At 71.4% G+C, this 13,853-nt stretch carries 14 protein-coding genes and 1 pseudogene; 8 read left to right on the top strand and 7 right to left on the bottom strand.

All coding sequences use genetic code 11. From position 1 onward, the window contains the following. The first annotated feature begins 52 nt into the window (after positions 1–52). The 4 genes from B118_RS0109830 (at position 53) to B118_RS0109810 (ending at position 3,211) form a co-directional block, all read left to right on the top strand. Entirely contained in the window at positions 53–367 is a 315-nt protein-coding gene (locus B118_RS0109830; RefSeq protein ID WP_026185501.1) for a DUF2516 family protein, read from the top strand. Next, positions 364–1,251: an alpha/beta fold hydrolase gene (locus B118_RS0109825; RefSeq protein WP_018221565.1), complete on the top strand. Its 888-nt coding sequence runs from the start codon at positions 364–366 to the stop codon at positions 1,249–1,251. Before B118_RS0109830 ends, B118_RS0109825 begins: the two co-directional genes overlap by 4 nt. Before the next feature lie 184 nt (positions 1,252–1,435). Continuing rightward, positions 1,436–2,368 (top strand): cellulose-binding domain-containing protein, encoded by a 933-nt coding sequence (locus B118_RS30140; protein WP_080678036.1) that lies wholly within the window; start codon positions 1,436–1,438, stop codon positions 2,366–2,368. A 21-nt stretch (positions 2,369–2,389) separates the two neighbouring features. Further along, positions 2,390–3,211, top strand: coding sequence for an EI24 domain-containing protein (locus tag B118_RS0109810; RefSeq protein WP_027647911.1), 822 nt, complete (start codon positions 2,390–2,392; stop codon positions 3,209–3,211). Positions 3,212–3,222: 11 nt separating this feature from the next. Here B118_RS0109810 and B118_RS28130 read toward each other — a convergent pair. The 5 genes and pseudogenes from B118_RS28130 to B118_RS0109785 all read right to left on the bottom strand — a co-directional run bounded on the left by B118_RS28130 (position 3,223) and on the right by B118_RS0109785 (position 7,908). After that, positions 3,223–4,112: pseudogene (locus B118_RS28130) on the bottom strand (GNAT family N-acetyltransferase). Continuing rightward, positions 4,109–4,507, bottom strand: coding sequence for a RidA family protein (locus tag B118_RS0109800; protein WP_018221562.1), 399 nt, complete (start codon positions 4,505–4,507; stop codon positions 4,109–4,111). Before B118_RS0109800 ends, B118_RS28130 begins: the two are co-directional and overlap by 4 nt. Positions 4,508–4,561: 54 nt before the next feature. Continuing rightward, positions 4,562–5,569 carry a LacI family DNA-binding transcriptional regulator gene (locus tag B118_RS0109795; protein ID WP_018811577.1) on the bottom strand — a complete coding sequence of 336 codons (1,008 nt, stop codon included), beginning with the start codon at positions 5,567–5,569 and terminating at the stop codon, positions 4,562–4,564. A 12-nt stretch (positions 5,570–5,581) separates the two neighbouring features. Beyond that, on the bottom strand, positions 5,582–6,982 hold the full coding sequence (locus B118_RS0109790) for a GH1 family beta-glucosidase (protein WP_028192708.1): 1,401 nt from the start codon (positions 6,980–6,982) through the stop codon (positions 5,582–5,584). A gap of 164 nt (positions 6,983–7,146) precedes the next feature. Continuing rightward, entirely contained in the window at positions 7,147–7,908 is a 762-nt protein-coding gene (locus B118_RS0109785) for a maleylpyruvate isomerase family mycothiol-dependent enzyme (protein ID WP_018221559.1), read from the bottom strand. Between the two features lie 64 nt (positions 7,909–7,972). On the opposite strand from B118_RS0109785, the gene B118_RS0109780 reads away from it, so the two are divergent. Further along, positions 7,973–9,070 carry a UDP-N-acetylmuramate dehydrogenase gene (locus B118_RS0109780; protein ID WP_018221558.1) on the top strand — a complete coding sequence of 366 codons (1,098 nt, stop codon included), beginning with the start codon at positions 7,973–7,975 and terminating at the stop codon, positions 9,068–9,070. A gap of 69 nt (positions 9,071–9,139) precedes the next feature. Here the strand turns inward: B118_RS0109780 and B118_RS0109775 are convergent, their stop codons facing one another. Beyond that, complete coding sequence (locus B118_RS0109775) at positions 9,140–9,937, bottom strand: class I SAM-dependent methyltransferase (RefSeq protein ID WP_018827461.1); 798 nt, start codon at positions 9,935–9,937, stop codon at positions 9,140–9,142. A gap of 4 nt (positions 9,938–9,941) precedes the next feature. Next, positions 9,942–10,706, bottom strand: a complete 765-nt coding sequence (locus B118_RS0109770; protein ID WP_018811572.1) for an SDR family NAD(P)-dependent oxidoreductase — start codon at positions 10,704–10,706, stop codon at positions 9,942–9,944. Positions 10,707–10,873: 167 nt separating this feature from the next. On the opposite strand from B118_RS0109770, the gene mshA reads away from it, so the two are divergent. From mshA to B118_RS0109755, 3 genes are all read left to right on the top strand, one after another. Beyond that, positions 10,874–12,220 carry a D-inositol-3-phosphate glycosyltransferase gene (mshA, locus tag B118_RS0109765; protein ID WP_018221555.1) on the top strand — a complete coding sequence of 449 codons (1,347 nt, stop codon included), beginning with the start codon at positions 10,874–10,876 and terminating at the stop codon, positions 12,218–12,220. Between the two features lie 73 nt (positions 12,221–12,293). Then, the gene (locus tag B118_RS0109760) at positions 12,294–12,899 is read left to right on the top strand and encodes a type III secretion system chaperone family protein (RefSeq protein ID WP_028192707.1); all 606 of its coding nucleotides are present in this window, start codon (positions 12,294–12,296) and stop codon (positions 12,897–12,899) included. 74 nt (positions 12,900–12,973) lie between these two features. Continuing rightward, positions 12,974–13,636: a hypothetical protein gene (locus tag B118_RS0109755; RefSeq protein WP_027647905.1), complete on the top strand. Its 663-nt coding sequence runs from the start codon at positions 12,974–12,976 to the stop codon at positions 13,634–13,636. The last annotated feature ends 217 nt before the right edge of the window (positions 13,637–13,853 follow it).

Here is a 13,853-nt window from a genome sequence, read left to right as displayed (position 1 = left end):
CCGGAAGCGGCCTGACGGACGCCTCCGGGGTCTTCGGCATATGCTTGCCGGCATGGCCATCGCCGCGCCGTTCGCTTTTGAGGTTCGCTACGTTATTGAGCTGATCCTGCTCGTCTTCGCACTCATCGTGCAGGGAGTCGCCCTGGTACACGTCATCACCCAGCGGTCCGACGCGTTCGCCGCGGTCGGCACCCTCCCGAAGGGCGCCTGGGTGGCGATCCTCGCCGTCTGTCTGGTGCTCACCCTGCTCACCTCCGGCCGGCTCACCATCTTTGGCCTGATCGGCATCGCCGCTGGGTTGATCTACCTGCTTGACGTCCGGACGGGTCTGCGGGATCTCCGGGGTGGCCGGGGGAACTCCTGGTGAGAGGCTTCCGGTGGCCGCCCCCACCGGATGGTGGCCCCCGTACCTGGGGACCGGGGCCGAGTGCCCCCCGTACCGGTCGACCGGCACTGCCGGAGCCGGAGACCGAGTTGGTCACCACCCCGCACGGCGTCCACCTGGAGCAGTTGGTCACCGGCGCCGGCGATCCGGTCACCGTCTTCGCGCACGGTCTGGGCAGCGGCATCGCCACCACCCGTCCCTTCGGCAGTGGTGTTACCGGCCGCAGACTCTTCTTCCAGTTCCGTGGGCATGGTCGCTCCGCCGCCCCGACCGGGCCGTGGACGTACCACGATCTCGCGCGTGACCTGCGGTCGGTCGCCGATCGGGGCCTCGCGACCCGGGCCTTCGGCGCGAGCCTGGGCGCGGGTGCGCTCTGCCGGCTGCTCGCCGACAACCCGACGCGGTTCGACCGGTTGGTCTTCTATCTGCCGGCGGTGCTGGACCGGCCGCGGGGCGATGCCGCCCGCCGCCGGCTGACGGCACTGCTCGACGCACTCGGCAGTGGCGATGTCGGTCAGCTCGCGGAGGTGGTCCAGTTGGAGCTGCCACCGGCCGTCCGGAACACACCGGCTGGCTGGGCATACCTCCGGCAGCGCCTCGACCAGCTCACCCGGGACGGTCTCGGCTCGGGATTGGTCGGCCTGCCCGAATCGGTGCCGGTCCGCGACGCCACGGAACTCGCCGAGGTCACGGCGCCGGCTCTGGTGATCGGGTGCGTCGGCGATGAGCTGCACCCGGTCGAGGTCGCCGAGCGGCTCGCCGCCGCGTTACCCCAGGCCACCCTGCACGTGTACGACCGGCCAGGGGTCCTCTGGGCCAAGCGCGCCGATCTCCGGGAGCGCATCTCCTCCTTCCTCAACGAGTAGTCCGGGGGCGCCTCAGCAACCCGCGCTGTGCTGGTCCTGCCGTCAGCGGAGTCGGGCGGGTCTGGACGGGTGCACTGGGTGCCCTCCTGTCCCGTACTGGAGTCATTTGACCGAACCTCACGTTGAGCCCACAATGATCCCGCATCGTCGCTGATGGTGACTCCCTTACCCGGGATCGGAGAGCATGACCGAATCGTCCAAACCCGGCGGTACCCCTGCCGACGAGAACGACGTCCGCCTACCAGAGTGGCCACCGCTGGCGAGCTACGACGAGCCCACCGAGGTGCCAAGACGCGTCACCTCGAATCTGGACGACCCACCGCGTCCCGACGGCCCACCCCAGCCCGACAGTGGGTCCCAGTCGAACAGCGGATCGCAGCCGGAGGACCCCGATCGCGGCGCGGGCAGCTCCGGACACCGGGCTCTCCGCCCGGTCAAGGGGCTGGCGGATGTTCGCCGTTCGATCCGGGCACGTCTGCGGAGCCAGGGCGTCGTCGTGGCGAGCTTCTTGGGGGTCATCCTGACCGCGGTCGCCTTGAACGCGTTCCAACGCGCACCGGCGGACCCATCGTCTCCGCTCGCCACCGACCCGGTCGGCAGCGCCGAAGCCAGGCCGACAGCCACGCCGTCGGATTCTTCGCCGGCCCAGTCCTCGCCCCTGCCCCCAACACCGACGCCCACCAGGACCTCGACCCCCATCGCGATGGCCGCGACCACGCCTCCGACGCCGTCCAACACCGCGACGCAGAACCCCGAGGCACCGACAGCTCCCATACCAGCTGAGCCGCCGACGCTTCCAGACCCGCCGGCAGCCTGCACGGCGACATACGCGGTTATCGAGTCGTGGCCGGGTGGCTTCAAGGGCGAGGTAAAGATCAAAAACAACACCTCCACCTCCACCTCCTGGTCCGGGTGGAGAGTCGAGTGGACCTGGCCCAGCGGCCAGCAGATAACCGAGGTGTGGAACGGCTCGCACAGCAGCTCGGGAGCCTCGGTGACGGTGAGGAACATGTCGTACAACGGCACTCTGGCTCCGAACGGCACGACCACGTTCGGCTTCCTCGCCGATATCACCGGCACGAACCAGGCGCCGGCCATGACCTGCGCCAATCGCTGACGCGACCTAGGCTCGGCGACCATGAACGCATCCCCCGCTCTCGCCGCGCCCCTGACCGGGGCGGCCGGCCGATTCTTCGCCGGTGTCGGCCTCTTCCTGCGTGGCATGGGCCTCTACCTCCGCAGCCCCGGCCTGATGCTGCTCGGCGTCCTACCGGCACTGATCTCTGGAGTGTTCTTCGTCGCCGCGTTCGGCACGCTCGTCTACTTCGTGGACGAACTGGCCGCGCTGGTCACGCCGTTCGCCGACGACTGGTCCGCCACCGGGCGAGGGCTGACGCGGGTAGCCGCCGGCTTGGCGCTGCTCGGGCTGGGTGGCCTGCTCACGGTGGTCGCGTTCACCGCCGTCACGCTGGTCATCGGGGACCCGTTCTACGAGAAGATCTCCGAACGGGTCGAGGACGATCTCGGCGGTACGCCCAACGCGGTGGACGTGCCGTTCTGGTCGTCGCTGTGGCACAGCCTCGTCGACTCACTGCGGCTGGTGGGGTTGGCGGTGCTGGTCGGCGTACCCCTCTTTCTCGCCGGCTTCATCCCGGTGGTCGGTCAGACCGTGGTGCCGGTACTCGGTGCGACCATCGGCGGTTGGCTCCTCGCGGTGGAGCTGGTCGGTGCCCCCTTCTACCGGCGTGGGCTGCGGTTGTCCGACCGACGGGCCGCCCTCCGGGCCGACCGGCCGACCGCGCTCGGCTTCGGGGTGGCGGTGTTCCTCAGCTTCCTGATCCCACTCGGCGCCGTGCTGCTCATGCCGGCGGCCGTCGCGGGCGCTGCCCTGCTGGCCCGCCGCGTGCTCGGTCAGCCCACCACTGTGGGACCGACGGGGACCACTCAGGACGGGGCGTGAGGCGCGGTCGCTCAACTCGTCTCCCGGAGACAACTCCACTCGGCTGCGACGGGCCGGTAGCCGAGCCGTTCGTTGATCGCGAGCATCGGTTTGTTCGCCTCGTCATTGCCGGTGTACGCGACCGTCACCCCGTTGGCCGCGGCCCGACGTAGGGCACCCAGCTTCGCCGCCCTCGCGAGCCCTCGCCCCCGGTGCTCCGGCCGGGAAGCGGTGTAGTCCGACCACATCCGCGAACCGTCCCGCTTGACCAGGCTGATTGCCGCCAGGACGCGTTGACCTCGACGCCGGTGCTGGCCTCCCGGTCCAGGCCGACGTTGTCCCACGTATCGGCCCGCCAGTGCTCGTAGGTGAGAGCGTCGACGGGGACGTCCCCCGGCTCGTCGGCGCTGGCGTCCCGCTCCACCTCGTACACGTGGTGGGGGTCAACCTCGGACAGTGGCACCAGCCGGACTCCCGGGGGAACGGCCAGGGGTGGCAGGGCCGTCAGCTCAAGCGCGGAGAAGCGTTCCACACGGCTGGGTAGGAAGCCGCACCGCCGCGCGTACGGCAACGACTCGGGTAGCGCCCGTCCGCGCAGTAGCGGAAGCCGGAGCGGGGCGAGGTGGTCCAGGACGGCGGTCAGCAGCCCGCTGCCGATGCCGTGTCCCCGATGGTCGGGGTGGACGTGCAGGAGCGAGATCTCGCCGACACTTCGGGAGGAACTGGCATTGCGGAAGGTCGAGACCCAACCGACGATCTCGTCGTCCACCTCGGCGACGAAGGCGGACCAGTGCTGGCCCGGGCGTGGTTGGGACAGCATCTGACGGGTCGACTCCACCCCGCGAACCAGATGCGGGAAGAGCTGGGTGCGGAGCGCCACCACGGCGGGCGCGTCGTCGGGCTGCGCGGCACGGATCCTCACGCTGCGCGCACGGCGGCGACCGCCTCGACCTCGACGAGCTGCTCGGAGTAGCCGAGCGCGGCCACCCCGAGCAGGGTGCTGGGCGGGTCGTGATCGCCGAAGGCGTCCCGGACGACCTGCCAGGCGGTCACCAGGTCGGGTTGGTGCGCCGAAGCCACGTACACCGTGGTTTTGACGACATCGGTGAGGCGGGCGCCCGCTGCGGTGAGGGCGGTCTCCAGATTGGCCATCGCCTGCCGGGCCTGGGCGGCATGGTCACTGGGGGCAACCGTACGGCCATCCCCGTCGAGCGGGCACGCCCCGGCGGTGAAGACGAGGCGCGTTGCCGGCTCGACGGTACTGACGTACGCGTACTCGGCCTCGGCGAGGGAGGAGACGTGGCGGAGCTGGGGCATGACGTGACGGTAGTGCAGTCCCGAAGGTTGCTCGATCTGTTTTCGTCGGCGGGCTCAGGCGGAGTCGCGGAGGATCAGCTCGGTGGGGAGCACCAGCGCCGGTTCGATCGACTCACCGGCCGCGAGGCGCAGCAACTGGCGGGTCATTCGGCGGCCGATCTCCTGGATCGGCTGGCGGACGGTGCTCAGGGGCGGGTCGGTGTACGCGGCGGTCTCGATGTCGTCGAAACCGATCACCGCGACATCGTCGGGCACCCGTCGCCCCGTCGCGCGTAGCGTCCGCAGGGCGGCGTGTGCCATCAGGTCGGAGGCGGCGAAGATCGCGTCCAGGTCGGGGTGCGCGGCGAGGAGCTGCCAGGTCGCGGCCGCCCCCGACTCGCGGGTGAAGTCGCCGTACGCCACCCACTCCGGCAGCCCGGCCGGGGTTATCGCGGCCTGGTAGCCGGTCAGCCGTTCGATCCCGCCCACCATGTCCTGTGGGCCGGCGATGGTGGCGATGCGCCGCCGGCCGCTGTCGAGCAGATGTTGGACGGCCCGGTTCACCCCGCCGATGTGGTCAACGTCGACGTAGGGGACCGGGGTGCCGCCGAGCGGCCGACCGCTGCACACCACCGGTATGCCCAGCCGGGCCAGCCGGCCGGGGAGCGGGTCGGCGCCGTGTAGCGAGGCGAACAGCACCCCGTCAACGTGCCGGCCGGTGGTGTACCGCTCCACCCGCTCGTGTCCGGCCGGCGAACCGGCCAGCATCAGCACCAACTGTTTCTCCGCCGCCTCCAACTCCTGGGCGGCGCCGCGGATGATGCCGGGGAAGTACTGGTCGTCGGAGAAGACCCGGGTGGCCGCCTCCGGCATGACCAGCGCCACCGAGTCCGTTCGCTGGGTGACCAGGCTGCGCGCGGCCAGGTTCGGTACGTACCCCAGCTCGGTGACGGCTCGACGGACGGCCGCGCGGATCGGCTCGGCGACCGTGGTGGAGCCGTTTACCACCCGGGAGACGGTGGCTCGGGAGACACCGGCGCGGCGCGCCACCGCCTCGAGCGTCGGCCGTTGCGCCGTCGTCATTGTCCTCCCCGCTCAGAGCCCGTTCCGGGAAATCACCTGGTGGTACCAGCGGGCACTCGCCTTCGGTGTGCGTAGCTGGGTCCGGTAGTCGACGTGGACGATCCCGAAACGTTTCCGATAGCCCTCGGCCCACTCGAAGTTGTCCAACAACGACCATACGAGATAGCCGCGTAGGTCCACCCCACGGGCGATGGCCTCGTGCGCGGCGCGAAGGTGCCCGTCGAGGTAGGCGATCCGGTCGGTGTCGAACACCCCGCTGTCCCCCGCCGTCGCCGGCCGCTCCGGGCTCCCCGGAGGCGCGGCGTGGTCCGGGAAGGCCGCCCCGTTTTCGGTGATCATCAGCGGCACGCCCGGGTAGTCGGTGGCGAGGCGTTCCAGCAGCCGGGTGAGCCCGGCCGGCTCGATCATCCAACCCATGTCGGTCAGGGGCCCAGCGGGCGGCAGGAACTCCACCGCCCCGTCGGTGCCGGGAAACGCCCCGCCGCCGCCAGCCCCGTCCGGCTTACCAGCGACGTAGAGGGGCGCGTAGTAGTTGACGCCGAGTAGGTCGATCGGGGTGGCGATCACCTTCTCGTCGCCGTCCCGGAGGAACGCCGGCGGCACGATTCGGGCGACATGCTCCAGCACATCCTCCGGGTACGCGGCCCGGAACAGCGGGTCCAGGAAGATCCGATTGTGGAGCCCGTCGACCAGGCGTACCGCGGCGGCGTCGGCGGCGCTGTCCGGGTCGGCGGGGCGGACGTCGGCCGGGTTGAGCGTGATTCCGACGGTCGCCGCGCCGGCCGCGTGCAGCGCCCGGGCCGCCAGGCCGTGCCCGAGCAGCAGGTGGTGCACGGCGGTGAAGGCGGCCCCCGGGTCCGCGATGCCGGGGGCGTGCACCCCGTTGCCGTAGCCCAGGTATGCCGCGCACCACGGCTCGTTGAGGGTGGTCCAGGAGTTCACCCGGTCACCGAGCCGAGCGTGGACGGCGGCGGCGTACCCGGCGAAGTGCTCCGCGGCCTCCCGGGTGGCCCAACCGCCCTGGTCCTGCAGGGTCTGCGGCAGATCCCAGTGGTAGAGCGTGACCATCGGGTCGATCCCCCGGGCCAGCAGGGCGTCCACCAGGCGGTCGTAGAAGTCCAGCCCGCGCGGGTTGACCGGGCCGGTGCCGTCGGGCTGGACCCGGGGCCAGGACACCGAGAACCGGTACGTCTGGATCCCCAACCCGGCCATCAGCTCCACGTCGTCGGCGTACCGGTGGTAGTGGTCGCAGGCGACATCGCCGGTGTGGCCCTGGTAGACCTTGCCCGGCGTACGGCTGAAGGTGTCCCAGATCGACGGCCCCCGGCCGTCCTCGCGGGCCGCACCCTCGATCTGGTACGCCGCCGTGGCCGTGCCCCAGCGGAAGTTCGCCGGAAAGTGAAGCGCGCTCATAGGACAGCTCCCTCCGTTCGCGCAGCGTCTCCCGAGGCGTCACCCAATGTCAAGAAAGCGCTCTCCCTGGCCGGGCTCGATCCATCCGGCGGGGTGGAGAGCCGGGGGCGGCTCGGGCGTGAACAGCCCCCGGCCGAGCGTGGCGCCGGCTGCGGCCGGCGGCGTCAGCTGGTCCGGAGACCAGCCAGGAGCGCGCGCTCACCCGTCACCGCCAGGGTGTCGAAACTGACTCGCCCCCAGAGTGCGAGCAGCAGGTCGCTGGCGGTGCCGACGACCTGGACCCGGGCGTGGTGATCATGGTCATCGAAGATTGTGGCGGTGTCCAGCAGGGCAATCCCCTCGCCGCGTAACCGCAGGAACCACTCCTGTCCGGCGTCGGAGGCCGACAGGTGTACGACTCCGTGCCACTGCCCATGATCCGGACGTCGTCCGGCCGGCAGGCAGGTGTCGAGCACCTCGCTCACCCCGTCGGCTGCGAGCTTCGTCTCGATCGGGTCACCCGCACCGATGGCGAGCTGGGCGTCCCAGCGGTGCAGTGCCGTCTCGTGTGAGATCCGGCGCGGCCAGAAGCCGGCCTTCTTCGGCTGCGGCGCCCAGTTCCACGCCGGCGCCTCCGGATCCAGCGCGTCGAAACGCACCAGCAACTCGTCGTACGCCTGCTGCCACAGCTGAAGGTCGGTCTCGCCTGGACCTGGCTCCACCAACTCGGAGCGGAGAGACGGCGGGGTGACGGAGTTGGCCGACACGGTCCCGTGCACCCAGCGGTAGACGCTTGCCAGGTGCCGGGTCAGGTCGGTCACTGTCCAGCCGGGACAGGAGAGCACCGGAGCGTCGGCGGGTGCCTCGGCGATCGCCGCGGCGAAGGCCGGCCCCTCCGTCCGCAGCGCCCCGATCCAGAAGTCCTTCGTGCCATGCGTTCTGTTCATCGCCATCCTCCCGGGGGTGACCGGGCCACCAGTGGGTGCCGCGGCTACCCCTCAGCTTAGGGTGATGGGCGTGGCAGAGGTTCTCCAGTCGACATCCGGCACCCAACGCGACGCCGAGTGTCACTTGTCGCGATACACGACGCTGCGCCTCGGCGGCTGGGCGACCCGCGTGGTCACCGCCACCAGCGCCGATGACCTCGTCCGCGGGGTGCGGGAGGCCGGGGAGCGCGGCGAGCAGATCCTGGTCCTCGCCGGGGGCAGCAACGTGGTGATCGGCGACGCGGGCTTCCCGGGGACAGTGGTGTTGGTCCGGTCCCGGGGGCTGCAGGTCGTGGAGACCGACAATGACACCGTCACAGTGCGGGTCGAGGCCGGCGAGCCCTGGGACGACTTGGTCGCCCACACCGTGGCCAACGGGTGGTCCGGTCTGGAGTGCCTGTCCGGGATACCCGGCTCCACCGGCGCGACCCCGATCCAGAACGTCGGCGCGTACGGGCAGGATGTCGCCGAGACCATCACCGGGGTGCAGGTGTACGACCGGGTGGCCGGCACCACCGGTCGGATCGAGGCCCGTGACTGTGGTTTCAGCTACCGGTCCAGCATCTTCAGGTACAGCGACCGGTGGGTGGTGCTGTCGGTCGACTTCCGTCTCGCCCGGTCGCCGCTGTCCGGCCCGGTTCGCTACGCCGAACTGGCGCGGGCGCTCGACGTGGCGGTCGGTGACCGGGTGCCGCTGGCGAAGGCCCGTGCCGCCGTGCTGCGACTGCGCGCGGGCAAGGGGATGGTGCTCGACCCGAACGATCCGGACACCTGGTCGGTGGGTTCGTTCTTCACCAATCCGGTGCTGGACCAGGCCGACTACGAGCGGCTGCGGGAACGGGCTGGCGAGCTCGGCGAGCCCCCGTCCTGGCCCGGTGCCGACGGCACGGTGAAGGTCAGTGCCGCCTGGTTGATCGACAAGGCCGGTTTCGGCAAGGGCCATCCGGGCCCGGAAGGTGTCGTTACCATCTCCACCAAGCACACCCTGGCGTTGACCCACCGCTCCGGCACCGCCCGGACCGAGGATCTGGTGGGCCTGGCCCGCGAGATCCGCCACGGCGTGCAGGCCCGCTTCGATGTGACCCTGCACCCCGAACCAGTCTTGATCAACTGCGCCCTCTGACCCGGCCGGGCAACGGGCCAGCGGGGGAGTGCCGTCGCCCAGCGGGGGAGTGCCGTTGCCCAGCGGCGGTCAGTGGGGCGCCACCGCCGCCCAGTCGACGGTGACCAGGCCCTGGCGCCAGCGGCGGGGTTGGTACGCCAGCGGCCAGCCCCCGGCGCGGACGGCGGTCACCGTACGCAGCCAGCGGTGGCGGGGGCCGAAGGGAGCGTAGGGGGCGGCTGCCCGCCAGGCGTTCTCCAGGGCCTGGAGCAGGGCATGGATCGGCTCCCCGGCGACGTTGCGGTGGATCAGGGCTTTGGGGAGCCGTTCGGCGAGTCGGGCCGGGCTGTCCAGGGTGGTCAGCCGGGCACCCAGGGTCAGGGTGCGGGGGCCGCCCTCGTCGAGCAGCACCCACCCGCCGAGTCGCCCCAGCTCGTCGCAGGTCCCCTCGACCAGCAGTCCACCCGGGGCGAGCGCGCCGGTCATCGTCGCCCAGGCGCCCGCCACCTCACCCTCGTCGTACTGGCGTAGCACGTTGAAGGCGCGGACCAGGGCGGGGCGGAGACCGGCCAACTCGAAGCCGCCCCGGGCGAAGGTGAGCCGGGGTGGGTCGGCGACCGGTTGGGCGGCGGCGACGCGGACCGGGTCGATCTCCAGCCCGACCACGCGTACGTCGGGGCGGACCGCGTGGGCCAGTCGGGAGCGCAGCTCGACGGCGGTGACCCCGGTGGCGCCGTAGCCCAGGTCCACCACGAGCGGGTCCGCTGCCGCCCGCAGCACGTCTCCGCAGGTGGCGGCGATCCAGTTGTCCACCCGGCGCAGCCGGTTCGGGTTCGTCGTCCCGCGGGTTACGACGCCGAGCGGGCGTCCTGCTGGCACCGCCACCACCTGGTCAACCGGCCCGGTGGACCTTGTGCTGCGCGGCCTGCGCCAACGGCCGGACCACCAGCCGGTCCACGTTCACGTGCTGCGGGCGGGTCGCGCACCAGGCGACACAGTCCGCCACGTCGTCGGCGACCAGCGGTTCGGACACCCCGGCGTAGACGGCGTCCGCCCGGTCGGCGTCCCCGCCGAAGCGGACCAGCGAGAACTCTTCGGTCCGTACCATCCCGGGGTCGATCTCGACGACCCGAACCGGCCGGCCGCACAGCTCCAGCCGCAGGGTGCCCGCGACCGCGGTCTGCGCGTGCTTGGCGGCGGCGTAGCCGCCCCCACCCTCGTACACGGTGAAGCCGGCGGTTGACGACACGACGACGATCGTGCCGGCTCCGGAGGAGACCAACGCCGGTAGGAGCGCCTGGGTGACCCGCAGTGTGCCCAGGACGTTCACGTCGTACATCCACTGCCAGTCACCGACCGCGCCGGTCTCCACCGGGTCCAGGCCGCGCGCTCCCCCGGCGTTGTTGACCAGCAGGGTGACCGGACCGGGAGCGGCCGCCGCCGCGGCGGCGAGGCGGGCCACCGACTCGTCCGAGGTCACGTCGCAGCCGACCGCGGTGGCCGAGCCGCCGTTGACTTCGACCTCCCGGACCAGGTCGGCGAGGCGGTCGGTACGCCGGGCGGCGGCCAGCACGTGGAACCCTTCGGCGGCGAGTCGGCGGACGGTGGCCGCCCCGATCCCGCTGGATGCTCCGGTGACGACAGCGACGGAAGTCATCCGCTCATTCTGACGCCGAGCCCGAGCGCGGGAGCGATGAGGTCCGTCACGCCCGGGGACGGCCGGGAGGAATTACCGAACCACGATCGGGAAGATGACACCCGGCGTGGAGGTTGACCGAGAGGCGCCGGTCGTGCGGGACGGCAACCGTGGCGGAAGGAGCGGACGTGACGGAACAGCACACCGGTGTCGGTCGTCAGCGGGGTTCCCGTCCGTGGCCCCGGCCCCGACGGATCGCGACCCTCTCCGTGCACACCTCGCCGCTGCACCAGCCCGGCACGGGGGACGCGGGCGGAATGAACGTCTACATCCTGGAAGTCGCCCGGCGGCTGGCCGAGGCGAACGTCGAGGTCGAGATCTTCACCCGTGCTACCGCCGCCGACCTGCCGCCGGTGGTAGAGATGGTGCCCGGCGTGCACGTCCGGCACATCACCGCCGGACCGTTGGGTGGGCTGACCAAGGAGGAGTTGCCCGGCCAGCTCTGCGCGTTCACCGCGGGGGTGCTGCGGGCCGAGGCCGCCCGGGCGGTGGGGCACTACGACCTCATCCACTCGCACTACTGGCTCTCCGGGCAGGTCGGCTGGCTGGCCAAGGAGCGTTGGGGGGTTCCGCTGGTGCACACCGCGCACACCCTTGCCAAGGTCAAGAACGCGCAACTCGCCGCCGGGGACCGGCCGGAGCCCAAGGCCCGGGTGATCGGCGAGGAGCAGGTGGTGGCCGAGGCCGATCGGCTGGTCGCCAACACCAAGACCGAGGCCGGTGACCTGATCGAGCGGTACGACGCCGACCCCACCCGGGTGGAGGTGGTCGAGCCCGGGGTGGATCTGGCCCGGTTCTGCCCCCCAGCCGGTGATCGTGCCCAGGGCCAGGTCCTCGCCCGTCGTCGCCTGGGCCTGCCCGAGCGGGGGTACGTGGTGGCATTTGTCGGCCGGATCCAGCCGCTCAAGGCACCCGACGTGCTGATCCGCGCGGCGGCGGCGCTGCGCCAGCGGGACCCGGCGCTCGCCGACGACATGACGGTGGTGGTTTGCGGCGGCCCCAGCGGCAGCGGGCTTGAGCGGCCGACTCGCCTGATCGAGCTGGCCGTCGAGTTGGGGATCTCCGATCGGGTGCGGTTTCTGCCGCCGCAGACCGGTGACGACCTGCCCGCCCTGTACCGGGCGGCCGACCTGGTGGCGGTCCCGTCCTACAACGAGAGCTTCGGGCTGGTCGCGTTGGAGGCGCAGGCCTGTGGCACCCCGGTGGTGGCAGCCGCCGTCGGCGGTTTGATCACCGCGGTACGCGACGACGTCAGCGGGGTCCTGGTGGATGGCCACGACCCGGTCGCATGGGCCCATACGCTGGGTCGCCTGCTGCCGGACGCGGGGCGGCGCACGGCCCTGGCCCATGGCGCGCAACGCCACGCCCGCAGCTTTTCCTGGGATCGGACGGTGCGCGACCTGTTGGAGGTCTACGGCGAGGCTGTCGCCGCGTACCGAACCCGATCGTCGGACTTCGCCACCTGTGCCCGGTGAGCACCGATCGTCAGCGACGGAGGCCGGACCGGCGTGGGCCGCGGCTGGGCGTGAGCGGTCGTAGAGTGGGGCGGTGAACGGGAGAAGCGAGCTCGGGGCGTTGATCGAGTCGGTCTGCGCGGAGCGGGACCTGGCCTGGGAGGCCACCGGCCCGAACTCGTACGCGGTGACCCTGCCGGGCACCCACAAGCTGCGGACGATCTGCAACCTGATCATCGGTGAGTACGCGCTGCGAGTCGAGGCGTTCGTGATGCGTCAGCCCGACGAGCGCCGCGAGGAGCTGTGGTCGTGGCTGCTGCAGCGCAACGCCCGGATGTATGGGGTGTCGTTCTCCATCGACGCGGTCGGTGACGTCTACCTGACCGGCCGGGTCAATTCGGCAGGTGTGGACGCCGACGAGTTGGATCGGCTCTTTGGGTCGGTGCTCACGTACGCCGACGAGTCCTTCGACACGATGCTGGAGATCGGCTTCGGTAGTTCGATCCGGCGGGAGTGGGAGTGGCGGGTCAGGCGGGGCGAGTCGACCGCCAACCTCGCGGCCTTCGCCCACCTGGTCGCGCCGGCCGACGGCGGGTCCGCGCCGGCCGCCGGGACGGCTGCTACCGGGAGCCCGACCGCGGGCGGTGCGACCGCTACCGGGAACCCGACCGCTGCCCCCGGGGATTCGACGCTGTCCTGACGGGTACGCCCCGGTGTGCGGTGCGGTACTGGGACCGGCCGCGCGCCGAGGACGGACTGGCGGAGGAGCGTTCCATGGCTCAGCGAAGCAGCGCAGGCCGCGGTGGTACGGCGACCCGGACCGCACGCCGGCCAGGAAACCAGACCCCGAACACGCCGGAGGTGTCCGAAAGCACGATCTCCCGGATGCGGGTGGACGAGATTCGGGGGCAGTTGCGCCAGCACGGCGTCTCCGGCACCTCCGCGCTGCGCAAGCCGGAGCTGGTGCGGACGCTGGTGAAGACCTTGCGGGCGGAGCGCCGATCGGGCGGGACGAAGGGGCCGGGCCGCAGGGCGACGTCCGGCGGGAGGTCGGCGGGTGGCGCCGCGGTGCGGACCGGGCCCCGTACCTCGCGGTCGGTGCGGTCCTCGCAGGTCATCGCCGCCCTGACCGACCGGCCGGAGCGTCCGGGCCGGAGCCTGGTCACCACGAACCACGAGGTGATCCGGCGGTGGGCGCGGGAGCGCAACGCGAAGCCGGCGACGATCCGGGGTACCGAGCGGGACGGCCGGGCTGGGGTGCTCACCTTCAACATGCCGGGGTTCCGGCAGAGCTCTCGGGTGCGCGAAATCACATGGCAGGAGTGGTTCCGGACCTTTGATCTGCGGAAGCTGAACTTGATCTATCAGGAGCGGCTGCGAGACGGCAGAATGAGCAACTTTTTCCGTACAGAGTCACCCGATCGGGAGGACGGATGAGTTGTTTGCCGGAGTTGTCGGCGGGTAGACCGCTGGTGGCCGGAGGGCGGGCCGGATCGCGGGGCAGCCGGTTTGTGACCGGTGAGACAGCCGGTCGATTTGTATCCGCATTCCGGGCGAACTAACTTTATTGCACCGTGCGACGCTCGGTTCCGTTCGGGGGAGCGGAGGATCAATCAGATCCGAGCATCGAGTGTGGCGCGGGGACGGGTGGAAC

The organism is Salinispora pacifica CNR114 (assembly GCF_000514775.1).
In the GTDB taxonomy this organism is placed as follows: Bacteria; Actinomycetota; Actinomycetes; order Mycobacteriales; family Micromonosporaceae; genus Micromonospora; species Micromonospora pacifica.
This window is presented reverse-complemented; position numbering and strand designations above follow the sequence as displayed.